This window comes from Paenibacillus sp. FSL R5-0744, from assembly GCF_037972555.1.
GTDB lineage: Bacteria > Bacillota > Bacilli > Paenibacillales > Paenibacillaceae > Paenibacillus_AQ.
In genome coordinates, this window is record NZ_CP150228.1 from 5,901,749 (window position 1) to 5,918,871 (window position 17,123).

Sequence of the window (17,123 nt, forward strand, 5' to 3'; positions counted from 1 at the left end):
TTTTCGCATACAATCGGCTCGTTTACGTTACCGGCGGCACATTATATTCGGTTTATCGCATACAATCGGCTCGTTTACGTTACCGGCGGCACATTATATTCGGTTTTTCGCATACATTTGTCCGTAAGCTCGACTAAAACATGCATTTGGGAGGATAAGGTCCGTTCGATCGTCTCAAAGAGGTGTGTGTTAATTGAAAACAGAGCTCCCCATGGCCCCCCGCTGAATATAGGCCCCTCCCTTGATTTCGTTTCCACATTTCTCCGCAGTCTCTTATAGTAAAATAGTTGTATTTCCTACACTTATAAGAAGTATTAGCATTTCCAATCGCCTTTAGTTGTATTTGATGCAATTAAAAATTCAATGTGCTAGCTTTTCGGCCTTATGCGGAGAAAATAGTTGCAGAGAATACACTTAAAAGACTAATTTCCACCCAATATGTGATTTTAATTGTACAAAGTGCAGTTATTTAAAAAATGCTCCTGTCGCCCGAGCGGCATTTGGAGCCAGAGTGGCCTGGGGAGGCTGAGTGTTCTCTAATCTCAGCATTACAAAAAATCTCCCTGCATCCTCTGCAGGGAGATAGCATTAAAGCAAAGTTTAGTTATTCTTCAGCCATACTACATTATCTTCTTCCTGACCGTTTACCGGCCACCAATGGAAGCCATCCTGAGCAAGCAATTGATCCGCTTCAACCGGACCCCAAGTGCCAGCAGGATAAGCAGATAGATCACTCGACTCTTCCTTCCAAGCCTTCGCAATACGATCCACGAACGACCATGCCGACGATACCTCATCCCAACGAGTGAAATAAGTGGAATCTCCACGTGCCGCGTCATGAAGCAAACGCTCGTAAGCTTCCGGGGAATTGATTCCAACCAAGCAGCTCTGACAGAAGTCCATAGCTAATGGTTGAATTTCAGACTCGGAACCCGGCTTCTTGGCATTAATCTTTACATAAATGCCTTCCATAGGGTTCACACGGATAACAAGCAGGTTAGGCTCCAGCGTATGCTTTTGTCCCAAATAAACATTGGTTGGCATTCCCTTGAACTCAACTACCACTTCCGTTGTCTTCACCGGTAGACGTTTACCTGTACGAATATAGAAAGGAACTCCAGCCCAGCGGAAGTTATCTACAAACACACGGGCAGCAAAATACGTCTCAGTACTCGATTCAGGATCAACCTTATCTTCCTGACGATAAGCAGGAAGGGTCTTTCCATTATGCAAGCCTTGAATATACTGTGCTCTCACGACGTTCTCACGAACCTCGTCAGATGTACCATAAGGACGAAGTGAACGAAGTACCTTCACCTTCTCGTCACGAATATCTTCTGCAAGCAGACGGCTTGGTGGTTCCATTGCAATCATAGTCAGCAGTTGCAATATATGATTCTGGCCCATATCCCGTAACGCTCCAGCATGGTCATAATAACCACCACGCTCTTCAACACCTACGGTTTCGCCAAGTGTAATTTGAATATTGGCAATATGCTTATTATTCCAAAGCGGCTCGAAAAAAGCATTTGCAAAACGAATGACTTCAATATTTTGAACCATTTCTTTACCAAGATAATGATCGATCCGGAAGATCTCCTCTTCCTTGAACACCTCACGGATCTGCTTGTTCAGCTGCTCAGCTGATTCCAGATTATATCCAAAAGGCTTCTCGATGACGAGGCGATTCCAACCTGTGCTATCCAGCATGCCGCCAGCCTTAAGGTTGAACGAGACACTGCCGAATAATTCAGGTGCCAGCGCAAGATAGAACATCCGATTGCCCGGAATTCTGAACTTCTCTTCAAGAGCTTCTGTTTGAGCTCTTAATTCACGGAAGCCATCAATATCGTTGATGTCCAGAGATTTGTATTCAAAATGCTGTACAAACTCATTCCATTCATTCTCTTCTCCCGCTTTATAACGGCAGAATTCAAGGATGGATTCCTTCACATCACTTCTAAATTCTTCCTGAGTACGCGGGCGCCGCGCCACGCCAATTACCGCAAAATCATGTGCCAGCTTACCTTCACGGTACAAGCTGTAAATCGCCGGGAAAAGCTTACGCCGGGCTAAATCTCCGGTTGCCCCAAAGATAAAAAAGACAGCACCGGGTGTGTGCAGTGCATCAAGGGTTTGATTTTCAGCCATGGCTCCTCATCTTTCTGTATGTAATATAGTTTATTGACATTCTCAGCGTCGAGAAAACGACGTTATGTCATTTTAGCATATTCCTAAAAAGGATGCTATCAGATTACTGACAAATACTCTCGGGATTTCGCAAATTTCAATTAAAATTTCTTATTACTAATTATACTTCACCTTATAAAACTATCTATATTGACGAAGTGTTTGTCACTTTATCCATTAATATAAGTGAATCGTTTTGTTTCTCAAGCTGTGCAGACAAACGCCTATACCAATTAGTTACTTTCATTCAGGAATATTCTGCAAATCATTCGGGAACGTTAAAGGAAAATAACTCGAAAGTCGAGCGCCCTTAATGACTGACCAAACACAGATCTCATTCACTACTGTAGATCAAAACGCCGATTTCATCGAAGCAGCCTTGTTCTATTCAAATGATCTCAAAAAAAGAAGAATATCCTTTAACGGAACTGAAGGAATTCTCTTTTATCTAGAGTCCATGGCAGACATGGAACTGGTTGAGCAGAATGTGATTGCTCCTTTTCACAATAGCAAAAACAAAGAGCTTTCCAAACTATTTACAACGCTCAGCTTCGGTGTGGAAACAGAACTAAATAAAGGCATTCAGGGACTTATTAACGGAGGCTGCCTCTACTTTGTTGAAGGAATATCTGAATTTTATATACTCTCTACTCCTGCCAAACACGAACGAACCATAACCGAACCTCTGAATGAAGCAGTTATTCGGGGGCCGCATAACGGTTTTATTGAAGATATGACGGTTAACTTATACCTGATCCGTAAACAAATCACCACTCCAAACCTTACTGTTCGCTACTTCACCCTTGGGAAAATCGCTCCCAAAAAGGTAGCTTTAATCTATATGGAGAACCTTGCCAAACCTGAATTAGTAAAAAAAGTAGAATCTAGAATAAAAAAAATCACTCTTGATTCGGTGCTCTCCACCGGCTTTATTCAGGAATTAACGGAGGATAATTCGTACTCTATATTTCCACAACATATCAATACTGAGCGCCCAGACCATACCTCCTTCTACTTGCTGAAAGGATACGTCACAATCCTGCTGGATGGAGATCCCACAGCTCTGATTGTACCTGCCAGCTTCTTCACCTTCTATCAGACGCCGGATGATTATAGCAATCGATGGCTGATTGCTTCCTTTGTCCGTTTTATCCGTCTGATTGGTTTTGTAACAGCATTCCAACTGCCCGCGCTCTATATTGCCACCGTTTCTTTTCACTCCAGTGTCCTTCCCTTGCAATTGTTTTTTACGATTCAAGGTTCACTGACCCGGATCCCATTTCCTCCGTTGGTTGAAGCAATGCTGCTTGAACTCATATTCGAATTGCTGCGGGAGGCAGGGCTCCGTCTGCCCAGCCGTGTAGGTCAAACCATTGGGATTGTAGGCGGTTTGGTCATCGGGGATGCCATTGTTAAAGCTGGATTGGTCTCTTACACAATGATCATCGTTGTTGCATTGACTGCCATATCATCCTTTCTCATCCCTTCCAACGAGATGAGCTCCGCGATCCGATTTATGCGGTTTCCACTTATGGTTGCGGCCTCTTTGTTCGGATATATTGGGATATCATTTGGGTTGACACTTATTTTTGTACATTTGTGTAAGCTTGAATCTTTTGGACAACCTTACCTTACACCGCTAAGCCCGATAAATATTCAAGGCTTGAAAGACACCTTTTTGCGCCTTCCGATATGGTCCATCCGCAAGAATACAAGCAAATCAGGGGCAGAAGAAGAATAATCATTTAATCTGAACTGACAGGAGTTATAAGAATGACTCAAAAAGAAAAAATGATAACGAGGGGGCAACTTTTCTGCTTTATGATTCAAGCTCAAATCGGGGTTGGCATTCTGTCTCTTCCCTTCAAGCTTAACGAAGTGGCCAAGGGTGGAGGAGCGCTCTCTGTTTTGATTGCGGGCATCATTACCCAACTTGTTATCATTCTTCTATGGGTTCTGCTGAAAAATTTCCCCGGACTCAACTTATTTTCTATATGTTTAAAGCTCGGAGGTCCAATTATCGGTAGAATACTTATAATCGCTTACATCAGTTACTTTGTTCTGCTTGGCTCCAATATTATGTTCAGTGCGGTAGAGGTGCTGCAGAGGTGGATTCTGCAATCCACACCAAGATGGGCTATATTAACCCTCTTTTCGATCATGACACTCTATTTGGCAAGGGAAAAGCTTACAGTGTTGGCCAGATTCTATACATTGGCAACAGTTCTTTTTGTCCCGCTTATACTATTTGTCAGCTATGGTTTAACTCAAGCTCATTTTGAATTTATGCTCCCCCTTTTGGAGAACGGATTCTGGAATGTCGTGAAGGGAGCACAGGAATCAACTAAATCTATGTATGGTTTCGAAATGATGATGATCGTCTATCCGCTTTCCGAAGGTACAAATAAACAAAAATTAATGACCATTAGTCTAGCCAGTTGGTTCGTAACCCTGCTCTATGTCTTCGTGGTATCCACCTGTCTGATGGTATTTAACTCTGAGCAAATCAAAATCATGCCCGAACCCGTCATCTACTTAGTAAAATCTCTTAACTTTTATATCGTGGATCGTGCAGATATCCTGTTTCTGCCGATTTGGGCCATCACGCTTGTTTGTTCTATTGTTAGCTACTGCTATGCAGCATCCATTGGACTCAGTGTTTTATTTAGTCGAAAAAGCCATAAACATTTTGCTCCGTTTGTAAAAATCATTTCTTTTATGATCGCACTTGCACCTGTAACTCCTGCAGGTGTACATCTTTTTGATACAGCCGCTAACTATGCGGCCTATGTGTTTATTGCCGGATTATCGATGGTATTGCTGATGATTTCCCTATTTATGAAGAGAAAGCCAGGTGGTCTTGCATGAAGTTTGACATGAAATTCAAGTCGCATTTACTTTTAATTGCCCTTGTTTCCATCTGTCTTACTGGATGTTGGGACCGGGAATATTTGAAAGACCTGCATCTGGCTTATTGTGCTGCAATTGATTATACAGAGAACGGAGAGATCAAAGAAACCATCGAATTAATCATTCCCCCCGATATTGAGCAGAAAGCTACCAAGAATGAAATCCATTCAAGTATCGGATCGACTGTGCGCAATGCAAGCAATCAATTGCGAAATAAAGTTAGGGGAAACATTAGATTTATTAAATATGGGTTTGAGCTTATGGGAAGGACTACGGCTGAGCGTGGCCTGTACCCTATTCTGGATGTGAATTATAGGGATCCAAGCAATCCAACATCCAACGTTCGGCTAATTATTACGGAAGGAGAAGCTGCCCAAATTCTCGAACAAAAAAAGGTTGGGGAATTAAAGATCGGTGAATTCATTAAGCAAAAGATCGATAGTCTGGAAGAAATGAGTATTTTTCCAAAAGAAACGGCAGATACCGTGTTCCGATCCCTGATGGATCCAGGGCATGACTTTGCTCTTCCATATCTAGGCAGAGATGGGGGCGAAATAATCACGAAAGGGGTAGCTCTCTTTCATGACCAGAATTACAGCGGAATGTTGAACCCCGATCAGTCAATCATGATGGTTCTGCTGATGGGACAACAGGGGAAAAATGCCCGCTTCACTAAGAAACTTGATTTGGGACATTCCGATGATATTCGGAATTTCATTACTATTAATGTGGGTTCAAAAAAAATAAAGCGGCAATTCAAGGTATCCGTTTCTGCTGATGAAAGCATTGATGTGAATTTGGGCTTAGAGCTGCAAGCCGTCGTAGAAGAGTTTACGGATGTACTCGACGAAAAAGAACTTAAAAAAGTCAATCAAGATCTTTCGGATTTGCTTACAAAGGAAGCCAAGACAGTTGTTAATGAAATCCAAAAGGCAAACTGTGATATCTTTGGTGTAGGAAGAAAACTTATTGCTTATCATCACAATGTCTGGAGCAACAAAAATTGGTCTGAGGATTACCGGAAAGTAAAATTCCATACCAAGGTTGATGTTAAAATTGTAAGTACGGGCATTCTACAATAGATCCTTGATTGGTCTTTTTCAATATTCTATTGTTATTAATGGTGATCCAATCGTAACGCGGCTGCTTCCCTCTTTTGTATCCTGATGAATAGCTGTCTGTAGAACTACCTCGTGGTTTCCGCTGATTACGGAATGCAACAATGCTGATGTACTATAAGTATGGCTGGCTGTTGTTTCGTCTTCGTAGCTTTCCTGTACTTTAAGATCGGGCAGTTGTGCGTACATATTCTGCTCCGTTAACAATAGAGCCTTCTGAGGGTCCTCCTGCTCCTTCGCAGCACCCTGAAGTGAGGTGTTCCATTCCGCTGCGATTCCGATCTTCCGAAGTTTCGCGCCAGCTTCTTCTGCTTCAGCTTGCAGATCGGGAGCATTTAACAAATCGGGTGTCTCCAGGGTTACAATCACATAACTACGTCCGTTTCCAAGCTCACTCCAGAACATGGTGGTTTGAAAACCGGCTTTGTCGGCAGCCGAACGATAAGTAAGATGTTCACCCTCGTCTTCCCGGCTTGTTTCTCCCAACCCAAGATCATCGGATAGGTTAGTTGCAGTGACACCAGCCTCTAGACCATCACCATTGAATTCTCCCTGCCATTTTAAAACTAAACGAAGAGGGGAGCCGGGTAATGTAACACTTTTACCAAGGGAGGTCAGGAGAGGAAGTGACTTTTTCAATTGGGCGATCTGACTGCTCTCTTTTTCACCTTCGCCCCGAAAACCTGCCAAAAGTAACGCAGTACAGCATAGAATCAATACCAGCAACATTCCTTTAATACCGCTTTTTCGGCCTGCACCGTGTCTCTTTCCTTTACTTTCTTCTACATACCCCACAATCCAACACCCTCTCAATCCGGTCTATTAATCTACTAAACAGGATGTCCGCTTTACAAGATTTTATACGGAGACAAGTATTTTCTTATACTCGTGCACACAAAAAACCAGCCCTTCTTACTCTGGCCAGTTCTTGTACTCACACCAATTGGGATATCCAATTATTCAGCTAGTCCATTTTTATATGCATAAATTGCTGCTTGGGTCCGGTCTTCCACACCCAGCTTCGCGAGAATATTCGTTACATGAAATTTCACAGTCTTGATCCCAATAATTAGTTGGTCCGCGATATCCTGATTCGATTTACCTTGCGCCAGCAGGCGTAATACTTCCATCTCGCGCTCCGTAAGCTCTTTATAAGCAGGGGATTCACCCTTTGCATTGTTTCGAAAACGATTCATCATTTTAGAGGCGACCTGTGACTCCAGTACAGACTGGCCTCTTGCCGCAGCGCGTATGGCATCTGCCACTTCACTAGCTCGTGAGGTCTTTAGTAGATAACTGAACGCACCTGCTTCAATCACCGGATACATTTTTTCATCATCCAGATAGCTTGTCAACACAATAACTTTGATTTCGGGATACTGCTTCATTAAGTGTTTGGTCGTTTCAATCCCATCCATCCCATCCATTACGAGATCCATCAGGACTACATCCGGATTGTACTCTTGTGCCAGGCGGATACCTTCTTCCCCACTTCCAGCTTCCCCTACGACTTCAATTCCGTCTTCAGTACCTAGAACAGCAGCTAGTCCGATCCGCACCATTTCATGATCATCTACAAGCAATACCTTAATGGCTTCCTCCATCTCCATGGTCACTCTTTCCTCCTATTATTCATTGACTAACGGAACGGTAATTTCAATCCGCATTCCTTTACCCGGAGCGGTAATAAACTGAATGGAACCTCCGATTTCATTCATCCGCTCCTGCATATTCGACAAACCGTAGGAAGTTTGTTTACTATCATCCAATTCAAAACCAATCCCATCATCACGGAGCGTCAAACGAACTGTATCTCCTCGCCGATGCAGCCTGATTTCCATCTTTTCTGCTTTCGCATGACGAAGCGTATTGGAGATTGCCTCCTGCACAATACGGAATAAGTGATTCTCTACCCCTTTTAGCAATTGTACATCAGGGTCCATCTCGAACACGATTTCAATCGGAACCTTAACCTTAAGTTCCTTGATCAACTCCTGCAGCCCCTGCTCTAATCCCTTACCTTCCAAATAAACAGGTCTTAAATGAAGCAATAGTGCTCTCATCTCTGATTGGGCTACAGCAGACATTTCTTCGATAAGTGCAATTTGCCGTTGCGCCTTGTCAAAATCCTTCTCCAGCGTCCGGCCTACAGCCGTGGCGGTCATAGAGATCGCGAACAACTGCTGTGAGACTGCATCATGCAATTCACGCGCAAGCCGCTGGCGCTCTTCCATAATAGCAGATACTCGTGCTTGCTCCGCGAGCTTCGCGTTATTTGTAGACAATCGCTGCAGTGTTGTCACTTGGTTTTCCCATTTTCCACTAATTCGGCCTAATTGTTCTCCGAGCCTTCCCAGCTCATCGTCACCCAAGTCAGGCATAGATAGCGTTAAGTTTCCCTTCTCCCACAATACGAGAGTTTCTCTCAGGCGTTCCAACTTTCGCTTTACTCGGAAGCTCTGATAGAAACCAAAGCCAACCCCGAACCCCATGGGCAGCAGAATTAGAGTAAATGCCGTGCGTAATCCAATCATCCAGCTTTCAAAAGGCTTTAAATAGCCATATGTATACATGGTGTACAATATCACAAGCAGCATGACAAAAGAGAACAGAGCCCCCTCACCCATACTACGTGACATCATATTTTTGTTCTTTTTATCCATACGGGGACCCTCCCTTCTGTATCAAACTAATCAGGATAATCGCACATCCAAATCTCCCATCAAATAAGACACACTAAACTTTACCTTATATTCACTGCTCTCATAGTTAGGGGACTTCCAATTCAGACGGTTTAGCATACCAGTATCGCGCCCATTACCGAATTCAATCGATCCAAAAAGCACAAAGGCTTCTATTTCTACACCATAATCATCTGACAATTGAATGTCCATATCACCAAAGATTCCTTGAAACAGCATAACCGTTTCCTTTTGCTCCGCCATAGCCAGTGAAAGATCAAGATCGGCCTCTCCAAGGATATGCCATGAGCTGAGGCTATGCATCACCCAGGGTGAGCGATCCCAGTCAAATCTAGACGAAAAGTTTTGCTTCTGCATAAACCCTTCCTTACGCTGAACTCTTTTGGATTTAGTAAAAAACATCCCCAATGAAATCAAACAAATCCCCAGCACGAGCACCAAATGATCCAGCAAAAGTAATATAGCGCCAATCCCGAGCAGCTTATAACCCTGCTTCACTTTTCCTGACGTCGTGCGGTAGACCCCTAGGAACAGGAATAGAAGCGCGACAATGGAGAAAAAGCCGAGCCATCTACCAAAAATCATCATGCAGCCAACACCGATCAGTCCGATGGCAATCAAACGGTTTCGTTTATCCATTTCGCACCTCCCAAAAGTTTTGCGTAGCAAAACTAACTTTGTAAGCAAAACTACAACCATCAATATATTATAGCCAGCCGCTACAAAAGCCATATCGGTATGGAGATCCATACCGTATGGCTTCTTCTTGTCCAGCATATCATATCTACTTAAGTTTTAGGAACAGGATTTATTCTTCTTTTTTGTTTAAAGAAGGAGCAGCCGGTGTATCATTCAGCTTGCTTCTCAGTGCAGCCAGTTGCTCATCCACTTTCAGTTGCTTCTCAACATCGACTGGTTTTGTGTAGGCAGCGGATGGGCTGTAAGGTGCACGCATTACATCTGCTTCTGCTTCAAGCTGCATAATCTTCTCTTCCATCCGGTGGAATCCGAGTGACGCACTGCCACTTTCGATGGAATGTACGCTGCTGATTTGCGTCATTTGTTTCTTCGCTTTAGCCATTTGAGCACGGGATACGAGCTCGTTACGCTTGTTGCGTAGCTTGTAGAATTCATCCTTCATATCATGCAGCTGCCCAACCAATTCCTTCGCTTGCACTTCAGCTTGAGCATGAAGATCGCTGTATTCCGCTTGTTTTTGATCGAAGTAGATTTTTTCTTCCAACAGCTTACGAGTCACTTCTTCTTGGCCGTTTTTCAGTGCCAATTCAGCTTGTGCTCCACGTTGTGCGGACATTTTTGCTGCTTCTTCCACGCGTTGTTTCATGCGGCGTTCGTTCGCCATTTGCTTGGCAACTGTAACTTCTGCTTCGTGGATTTCAGCCTCCATATCGCGCAGATATTGGTTAAGCATTACGATTGGGTCCTCTACCTTATCCAACAAGTCATTTACCGACGCCTTAGTCATATCTTTAATTCTTTGAAATACTCCCATGATTTACAATTCCCCTTTCTCATATTTAGACAGTTTTTGTTTGAGTTCTTCTACTTCTTTTTGCAAAGCCTTCTTCTCGATATCCTTCATCATCGCATCCAAACCGGAATCCGGAGCTGAATATGCGTTGTTCTTCTCAAAATTAGGATTGTAGTTAGGTTGGCGTCCATAAGGTCCATGTCCGCCATTAGCATGCGGTCCGTGTCCATGTTCCGGTCTACCTGAGTAAGGACCATCGAATGGGCCACCCGGTGCACCAGGGCCTGGTCCGAAAGGATTATAATGCGTAGGCTCCTTCGGAATGACCAGCGCTGCAATGAAGTACACTGGAATCACGGCACCTCCTGTAAATGGAATGCTGACCAGTAACAGAATCCGGAATAGCGTGGAATCAATACCGAGTGTCTCAGATAATCCACCTGCAAGACCCGTCATCACTTTATCTCTAGTTGAACGATATAATCGACTCATAGCGCTACTCCTTTCCACCATTGTTCAGTTTCTCCTTTAAGCGAGCCATTTCTCTTTCGAGTACGGTTGCTACAGTCTCACCTGCTTGCACCGCATATTCCTGTCCCATGCGACGCACATCGCGCAAGCTCTTCGCTTCTAATTCCCAATCTGACATCCGATCTTCCAGACGTCCGAACATTTTGGGAACATCACCGCCGTTACCATAAGCACTTGCTCTTTGGTTCATACGTTGCTGTAGTCTCAGCGACTCCATCCGTGCCGCGTAATACTGACGTTTGCTGTACACTGTCTGATACTCTATTTTCAGCTCATTCAGCTGTCCTTCAAGTTCAAACAAGGATTGCTTACTTTGTTCAAGTAGCCCGCTGTACTGCTCCAACTTTTCCTCGTGAATGATCTTTTCTTGCAAAGCCAGCTTTGCCAGATGATCTTCGCCCGCTTTTAATGCGAGTAACGCCTGTTCCTCACGTTTATTTCTCATGGCAGTCGCTTGATTCACTTGCTGCTGCAATTGCTTCGTATGGGAAGCGTATTGCTGATACAGTCTTTCAGCTTCACTGATTTCCTCGCGAGTTGAATGTAGAAATTGATCAATTAGCTTCACAGGATCTTGACTTTGCTCTAGACGTTCATTTAGATTAGCTACTGTAATATCCCTCATGCGACGAAAAACACTCATAATCTCCTGCTCCCTCCCTGCTTCTTGTTTAAGTACAATTCTTCTTAATAAGTACCATTTCTTCTACCCTTTAAAGCTGACACTCCCCATACGATCAACGCCACACCTAGAAGTGGTCCGATGATCCAGGAAAGCTTCGCGATTAAGGTCATGACACCAATGAACATTAGTACCCAACCGATAACCTTGCGTCCACTCTTAATCCCATAGTACCCGAGAACAACCAGCAATACTGGGAACAGTAGTCTGAAAATACCGTGAATCAGAGGAAGCGCTAAACCGAGTAGCATTACCGCACCAATCACAATCAGCACAACCGCCAATCCGTTTCCTTGTCTTCTTTGCATTATTTTCTCACCGCCTTTCGTTGTCCTTAACCTTATAGCCTTATTCTAGAGCAATTCGCAGACTTTCAAAACAGACCAACGACGGTTTTTGTTACTGGACCTAAGTCGAGGTAGCTGTGCGACTGCAGACCACTATAGGGCTAGCAAAGCACTTTTCCTCAATTAAATAGCGACTTTAATGAGAAAAACCCCCAATTTAGGGGCTAAGCTTCGAGTAGCTTCAGAATCAGCGTAACGGCAAAAATATAGAAAAAACACTTCCTTTACTTAACTCTGATCTCACTTTTATATATCCACCCTGCTCGGTCACAATTTTACGGGCTAAATAAAGGCCTATGCCAACACCTTCTGTTCCATTACAACCCGTTCCTCGGTAAAATCGTTTGAAAATGTCATTCATCTCAGCGACAGGAATTCCTATTCCACCATCAGCAATATCAATCCTTGCAAAAAGATCATATCTGCGAATCGTAATTCTAACACTGCAGGACCCGAGCGTATATTTCAGAGCATTATCGATGATGTTATAGATAGCTTCTCCCGTCCACTTGGGATCATGTTGCAGCGTAATCTCCTGATCCGTTTCCAGTAAGATCTCTATATTCTTTTGCTCGGCTGCTGGAAATGCCTGTTTGATCACTGACAGCACAGTATTCTCAAGATTATGCTTCTCCGCATCATGAAGCTCTATAATACCGGATTCGAGCCGTGATAACTTGATCAGATTCTCCATAAGCCAAGACAGCTTCTCAATCTGACTACCCATATGGCGAGTAAATTCACTGCGTGTTTCAGCGGGGAGCCCTTCATCCATAAGAAGACTGTTATACATCCCTAAATTGGCTAAAGGGGTCTTCAGTTGATGAGAGATATCAGAGATCAATGTTTTGACTTCTTGACTCTCTTCACGGTAGCGCTGCTTCTGCGAAGACAACAGCTCAGATAATTGAATAACCTGATGCTGTAATTTAGAGAGGAGTGTATCCTCCTGCACCGGGAACATCTGAGTCATTTGTCCATTGATAAGATCTTGAATCAATCCCGACAATGAAGATAGCGTGTTTAGCATTTCTTTACGAAGCGCGAGCACAAAACTTATAAACAGCAGAGCCATCACGCTAATAAACACCACGCATCCAATAACTACATACTTCTCAGGCTTATAATAGATAAGCATAGATACAAACAACACAACGACTACTGACAAAAGGGTGAACGAGCTCCAAATAATTTTTCTAAAAGGGTTCTTCATCCTTACTCTCCCCATGTGTAGCCAATACCGAATACAGTTTTAATGTATTGACAATCTTTAGGGTCATCCTCAATTTTGGCCCGTAACCTACGAATATTTACGCTTAGCGTATTCTCATCCACGAAATTACCTTCTATATCCCATAGCTTCTCCAGCATTAACCTCCGAGTTAGAACCTGACCGCTATTCTCGGTTAAGATAGCAAGGAGACGATGCTCATTGGTGGTCAGTTTTATCTCTTGTCCATATTTGTAAACCTTCATTTTGGCTGAGTTAATTGTAATATCCTTGTATTGAAACAGCTCTGAGCCACCATCAGTGCCTGTTCGTCGAAGAACAGCCTTAACACGCTGCAAAAGTACGACCATGCTAAATGGCTTCGCAATATAATCATCAGCTCCTAGCCCAAATCCAGCTACCATATCCTGCTCAGTATCGTTGGCAGTTAGAAATATAACCGGAATGGAACTCGTTCGCCGAATTTCCTGGCACAGTGCAAGACCACTCCCATCTGGGAGGTTAATGTCCAAAAGGACCAGACTGATGGTCTGATCCTGAATTCTAGAAGCCGCCTCCTGAAAAGAATAGGCCTGAATAATATTATAGTTTTCTTTTTCAAGCATGAACTTCAGCCCCTCGTTTAAGAGACGGTCATCCTCTACAATTAGAATGGTTGTCATTAAACTCACCTCTATACTTATCATTGTAACAAGCAGAGGAAGGCTACGCTGTTAATTAATTAGCTCTATTCCATTTGCCGCAGACGCTCCACAATGCTGTCCTTTTTGATTTGCTTATAAGCAATAAGCGGAACACTCAGGCAAACCGCAAAAACGAGTACAATCGCAATAGAAAGCGGAAGGGTTGGAAAGCTAAATACTGCATAAGTAGCCTCTTGGCTGAACAGGCTATAAGCACCGTAACTGATTAATGTGCCTATTGTTGAGATTAGCAGTGTCGATATGATCGCATAACCTGCCCCTTCAAACAGCAACAGCTTTCTCATCTGCTTAGAGGTCATCCCGATGCTCTCCATCACTGCGAACTCCAGCTTCCGAGCTACAACCCCTGTATACATAATATTAACGTAATTCAAAATTCCAATCAGCGCTAGAATGAGCGCAATTCCGCCACCCATAATGTAAAAGGTTAGCTTAGCCGATTCCATGAACTTTTCCATATACAGCTTCGACTCCAGCTTCAGCTCACCATCTCCGCCGATGAGTCCTTCCAATTGATCGGTAATCGGCTTCCAGTCTTTTGGGTCTGCATTAATATATACTTTACTTATAAGTGGGTCATTCATGAGTTTCTCCATAGCAGTATGGCTAATGTATACATTTGGAGCTACAAAGTGTGACGACCCTAGAGAGCTGAAATCAGCAAGCCCTCCAATTTCGAAAGATTGTGCTGCATCGCTGTTTATAGGACTAATTTGAAAGTTATCTCCAATCTTAATACCAGCGAGACTAAAATTGTCCAGCAAGGCAATCTCACCCTTTTCAAAACGTTCCTTATCCACAGTGATTCCTAATTTTTCTTCCATCTTCTTAACCTGATCTGCATCTACCCCAATAACATGGGTCATTGAGAACATGCTTTGAGGCTCAGCCAATTGATCATCGGTAGGGCGATCTGTGTGATATGATTTTGCGAATTCATCCACATACTTACTGAATACCTCAGGATCATACTTGATCTGACCTATCCCACTATAAGCTTTGAAGACCTCCTTTACTCCCTTTATATCCTGAATTTCCTTGATCATATCCGCTGTAATCTTGGCTTTCTCTTCCCCCTCAAATCCAAAGGACATCGTTTGATTAGACAGCGTGAAATCGTTATCCATGTATTCAGCAATAAAATGATCTGTACTCATACTAAGCACAAGTGTATTGATCACCAGAAAAGTTGTCAGTCCCAGAAATAAAGAGAGAAACACAACCATCGCCCGTTTTTTCACTCTAAAAATATTACGCCAAGCCAGTCGGTGCAGCTTAGATCCGCCAGTTCCCCGCTTCGTCTTAGCTTTAACCATCGTCCCTGTATATCTCACCGCTTCTATTGGAGAAACTTTGCCAGCGATAGAGGCAGGTTTGATAGCGCTAAACATGGTGGTCAACCAAGCAAACAACGCAGCTCCAATAAAGATTAACGGGTGAAAAGAAATCACCACGCCCGTATCCAAATCCATTGTACTCATAGCAAGCGGCACCATTACGAAGGAAGTCACAGCTCCTGCGGCAAGTCCCAGTGGGATAGCGATAAGTGCTAACCGTGAAGCCTGTGCCCTAACTATTTTTTTAATCTGCCGTTGTGTAGTTCCTAGCGTTCTAAGCAGACCGTAGAACCTTGTATCCCGTGAGACAGAAATATATAGCACATTATAAATCAATAAATATCCGCTCAACATAACAAATAATATAATTCCAGCGTAACCAATCAAAGTTGCTGTTCTATCCGAAGAGGTAGACGATTGGTTAGAGACAGGTTCAAGCTTTTGATTTTTTCCCAAAGGAATATCCTGTTGCAAACGTGAGATAAGTCCATCCGTATTTTTCTCATTAAATAGAATAGTGGCATTTTTGGGATTCTTAAGATCTACGCCATGAGCTGTAGCAAAAGCCCCCGATACCAGCATTGCTCCAGAATTTCCGGTACGAACATGACTGTAATCGGTAAACCATCCACTTAGTACGAAATTGCTACTTTGCTGAGATTTCACCCCATCACGGGTAAAAGAGTAAGTTAAATGCAAGCTCATACCAATCTGTGGATCATCCATCCCCATTGACTGTAATATCCATAAAGGAACGGCGATTTCATTTTCCTTATCTGGATAAGTTCCCTTTAGACCATCGATCACTGGCTTACGCATCTCTGTCCATTCTGTAGAGTCATACCAGAGCAGAGCTAAATTAAGATCTCCTATTTCTGGCGTATTGATCACATTACCTACTCTGGACTGGAGTCCGATGGTCTTAATATAGGAGAGTTCCTTTAACTTGTTCATTTGTTGTTCTGACGGGGAGGTTAAGTAGACATCAGCCATGGTTCCGTTTATTTTCAATTGCTGCATTTCGAAGGTCTTATAGTTGCTCAGTCCAATACTAAAAAAAGAAGTAATGAGCCAGGTAGTAAGCACGATGGCCAGAATCACAAAACGATTTCGGGTCCGATTGGCTTTCAGGCTTCTGCTCGTCAGCTTTTTAACAACGGGCTTATTACTGTTTGGAAACATCATCACAATGCCCCTCCAGTAATTTTACCGTCCTCTATCCGGATGGTCCGGTCTGCAAGCTGAGCAATCTCTTCATTATGAGTAATCATTAGAATCGTCTGATTAAACTGTCTGCTTGTTACTTTGAGTAATCCAATGACCTCCTGGCTAGTGATGCTGTCCAAGTTCCCTGTAGGTTCATCTGCTAGGATAATGGAAGGTTTAGCTGCCAAGGCCCGTGCGATGGCTACCCTTTGCTGCTGACCGCCTGAAAGCTGACCAGGGAGGTTGTCCAATTTTTGCGAAAGACCTAACGTATTCACAATATGATCCACGAAATCCTTGTCTATTTTGTTTCCATCCAGCTCTATGGGCAACACAATATTCTCGTATACATTAAGAATCGGCACTAGATTATAGTTCTGAAACACAAATCCGATCTTTCTTCTTCTAAATACCGTCAACTCATCATCCTTCATCCCAAAAATATTTTTACCATCTATGATCACCTGACCTTCTGTCGCCCGATCAAGCCCGCCTAGCATATGTAAGAGCGTTGATTTGCCACTTCCTGAAGTCCCGACAATCGCTATAAATTCACCGTTGTGTACCTCTACATTAATACCATCCAGTGCCTTGACCAGGTTAGTCCCCTTACCGTAATGTTTTGTGAGATTAATTGCGCTGAGTACAGACATATTTCCCATCTCCATTCCGC

16 protein-coding genes are annotated in these 17,123 nt (G+C 43.3%); 3 read left to right on the forward strand and 13 right to left on the reverse strand.

Going from position 1 to position 17,123, the window contains the following annotated elements:
* Positions 1-600: 600 nt before the first annotated feature.
* Positions 601-2,151, reverse strand: a complete 1,551-nt coding sequence (gene zwf, locus MKY19_RS25980) for a glucose-6-phosphate dehydrogenase (protein ID WP_339798578.1) — start codon at positions 2,149-2,151, stop codon at positions 601-603.
* A 352-nt stretch (positions 2,152-2,503) separates the two neighbouring features.
* On the opposite strand from zwf, the gene MKY19_RS25985 reads away from it, so the two are divergent.
* The 3 genes from MKY19_RS25985 to MKY19_RS25995 are packed head-to-tail and all read left to right on the forward strand — an operon-like array spanning position 2,504 to position 6,182.
* Complete coding sequence (locus MKY19_RS25985; protein ID WP_042191753.1) at positions 2,504-3,931, forward strand: spore germination protein; 1,428 nt, start codon at positions 2,504-2,506, stop codon at positions 3,929-3,931.
* Positions 3,932-3,981: 50 nt separating this feature from the next.
* On the forward strand, positions 3,982-5,058 hold the full coding sequence (locus tag MKY19_RS25990) for a GerAB/ArcD/ProY family transporter (protein WP_339804514.1): 1,077 nt from the start codon (positions 3,982-3,984) through the stop codon (positions 5,056-5,058).
* The gene (locus MKY19_RS25995) at positions 5,055-6,182 is read left to right on the forward strand and encodes a Ger(x)C family spore germination protein (RefSeq protein WP_339267157.1); all 1,128 of its coding nucleotides are present in this window, start codon (positions 5,055-5,057) and stop codon (positions 6,180-6,182) included. The genes MKY19_RS25990 and MKY19_RS25995 overlap by 4 nt, the downstream gene beginning before the upstream one ends.
* Positions 6,183-6,200: 18 nt before the next feature.
* Here MKY19_RS25995 and MKY19_RS26000 read toward each other — a convergent pair whose 3' ends face one another.
* The 12 genes from MKY19_RS26000 to MKY19_RS26055 form a co-directional block, all read right to left on the reverse strand.
* Positions 6,201-7,013 carry a YwmB family TATA-box binding protein gene (locus tag MKY19_RS26000; protein ID WP_339798581.1) on the reverse strand — a complete coding sequence of 271 codons (813 nt, stop codon included), beginning with the start codon at positions 7,011-7,013 and terminating at the stop codon, positions 6,201-6,203.
* Positions 7,014-7,174: 161 nt separating this feature from the next.
* On the reverse strand, positions 7,175-7,828 hold the full coding sequence (locus MKY19_RS26005) for a response regulator transcription factor (protein ID WP_179085807.1): 654 nt from the start codon (positions 7,826-7,828) through the stop codon (positions 7,175-7,177).
* 18 nt (positions 7,829-7,846) lie between these two features.
* The gene (locus MKY19_RS26010; RefSeq protein WP_042191761.1) at positions 7,847-8,881 is read right to left on the reverse strand and encodes a sensor histidine kinase; all 1,035 of its coding nucleotides are present in this window, start codon (positions 8,879-8,881) and stop codon (positions 7,847-7,849) included.
* A gap of 30 nt (positions 8,882-8,911) precedes the next feature.
* Complete coding sequence (liaF, locus tag MKY19_RS26015; protein ID WP_042191763.1) at positions 8,912-9,559, reverse strand: cell wall-active antibiotics response protein LiaF; 648 nt, start codon at positions 9,557-9,559, stop codon at positions 8,912-8,914.
* 169 nt (positions 9,560-9,728) lie between these two features.
* Positions 9,729-10,433: a PspA/IM30 family protein gene (locus MKY19_RS26020; RefSeq protein ID WP_042191765.1), complete on the reverse strand. Its 705-nt coding sequence runs from the start codon at positions 10,431-10,433 to the stop codon at positions 9,729-9,731.
* 3 nt (positions 10,434-10,436) lie between these two features.
* Positions 10,437-10,904, reverse strand: a complete 468-nt coding sequence (locus tag MKY19_RS26025; RefSeq protein WP_042194525.1) for a PspC domain-containing protein — start codon at positions 10,902-10,904, stop codon at positions 10,437-10,439.
* Positions 10,905-10,908: 4 nt separating this feature from the next.
* Positions 10,909-11,586 carry a PspA/IM30 family protein gene (locus MKY19_RS26030; protein WP_042130994.1) on the reverse strand — a complete coding sequence of 226 codons (678 nt, stop codon included), beginning with the start codon at positions 11,584-11,586 and terminating at the stop codon, positions 10,909-10,911.
* 44 nt (positions 11,587-11,630) lie between these two features.
* The gene (locus MKY19_RS26035) at positions 11,631-11,933 is read right to left on the reverse strand and encodes a hypothetical protein (RefSeq protein ID WP_042191767.1); all 303 of its coding nucleotides are present in this window, start codon (positions 11,931-11,933) and stop codon (positions 11,631-11,633) included.
* 226 nt (positions 11,934-12,159) lie between these two features.
* Complete coding sequence (locus tag MKY19_RS26040; protein WP_339798584.1) at positions 12,160-13,185, reverse strand: HAMP domain-containing sensor histidine kinase; 1,026 nt, start codon at positions 13,183-13,185, stop codon at positions 12,160-12,162.
* A 2-nt stretch (positions 13,186-13,187) separates the two neighbouring features.
* Entirely contained in the window at positions 13,188-13,865 is a 678-nt protein-coding gene (locus tag MKY19_RS26045; RefSeq protein WP_339798586.1) for a response regulator transcription factor, read from the reverse strand.
* A gap of 65 nt (positions 13,866-13,930) precedes the next feature.
* Positions 13,931-16,429 carry an ABC transporter permease gene (locus MKY19_RS26050; RefSeq protein WP_339798588.1) on the reverse strand — a complete coding sequence of 833 codons (2,499 nt, stop codon included), beginning with the start codon at positions 16,427-16,429 and terminating at the stop codon, positions 13,931-13,933.
* Entirely contained in the window at positions 16,429-17,103 is a 675-nt protein-coding gene (locus MKY19_RS26055; protein ID WP_042191775.1) for an ABC transporter ATP-binding protein, read from the reverse strand. Before MKY19_RS26055 ends, MKY19_RS26050 begins: the two co-directional genes overlap by 1 nt.
* Between the last annotated feature and the right edge of the window lie 20 nt (positions 17,104-17,123).

Bases quoted from the DNA above. Each gene is read 5' to 3' on its own strand.
- MKY19_RS26050 (WP_339798588.1), bottom strand. From the start codon at position 16,429: ATGATGTTTCCAAACAGTAATAAGCCCGTTGTTAAAAAGCTGACGAGC.
- MKY19_RS26055 (WP_042191775.1), bottom strand. From the start codon at position 17,103: ATGTCTGTACTCAGCGCAATTAATCTCACAAAACATTACGGTAAGGGG.
- MKY19_RS26035 (WP_042191767.1), bottom strand. From the start codon at position 11,933: ATGCAAAGAAGACAAGGAAACGGATTGGCGGTTGTGCTGATTGTGATT.
- MKY19_RS26040 (WP_339798584.1), bottom strand. From the start codon at position 13,185: ATGAAGAACCCTTTTAGAAAAATTATTTGGAGCTCGTTCACCCTTTTG.
- liaF (WP_042191763.1), bottom strand. From the start codon at position 9,559: ATGGATAAACGAAACCGTTTGATTGCCATCGGACTGATCGGTGTTGGC.
- MKY19_RS26010 (WP_042191761.1), bottom strand. From the start codon at position 8,881: ATGGATAAAAAGAACAAAAATATGATGTCACGTAGTATGGGTGAGGGG.
- MKY19_RS25985 (WP_042191753.1), top strand. From the start codon at position 2,504: ATGACTGACCAAACACAGATCTCATTCACTACTGTAGATCAAAACGCC.
- MKY19_RS26020 (WP_042191765.1), bottom strand. From the start codon at position 10,433: ATGGGAGTATTTCAAAGAATTAAAGATATGACTAAGGCGTCGGTAAAT.
- MKY19_RS26025 (WP_042194525.1), bottom strand. From the start codon at position 10,904: ATGAGTCGATTATATCGTTCAACTAGAGATAAAGTGATGACGGGTCTT.
- MKY19_RS26005 (WP_179085807.1), bottom strand. From the start codon at position 7,828: ATGGAGATGGAGGAAGCCATTAAGGTATTGCTTGTAGATGATCATGAA.
- zwf (WP_339798578.1), bottom strand. From the start codon at position 2,151: ATGGCTGAAAATCAAACCCTTGATGCACTGCACACACCCGGTGCTGTC.
- MKY19_RS25995 (WP_339267157.1), top strand. From the start codon at position 5,055: ATGAAGTTTGACATGAAATTCAAGTCGCATTTACTTTTAATTGCCCTT.
- MKY19_RS26030 (WP_042130994.1), bottom strand. From the start codon at position 11,586: ATGAGTGTTTTTCGTCGCATGAGGGATATTACAGTAGCTAATCTAAAT.
- MKY19_RS25990 (WP_339804514.1), top strand. From the start codon at position 3,982: ATGATAACGAGGGGGCAACTTTTCTGCTTTATGATTCAAGCTCAAATC.
- MKY19_RS26045 (WP_339798586.1), bottom strand. From the start codon at position 13,865: ATGACAACCATTCTAATTGTAGAGGATGACCGTCTCTTAAACGAGGGG.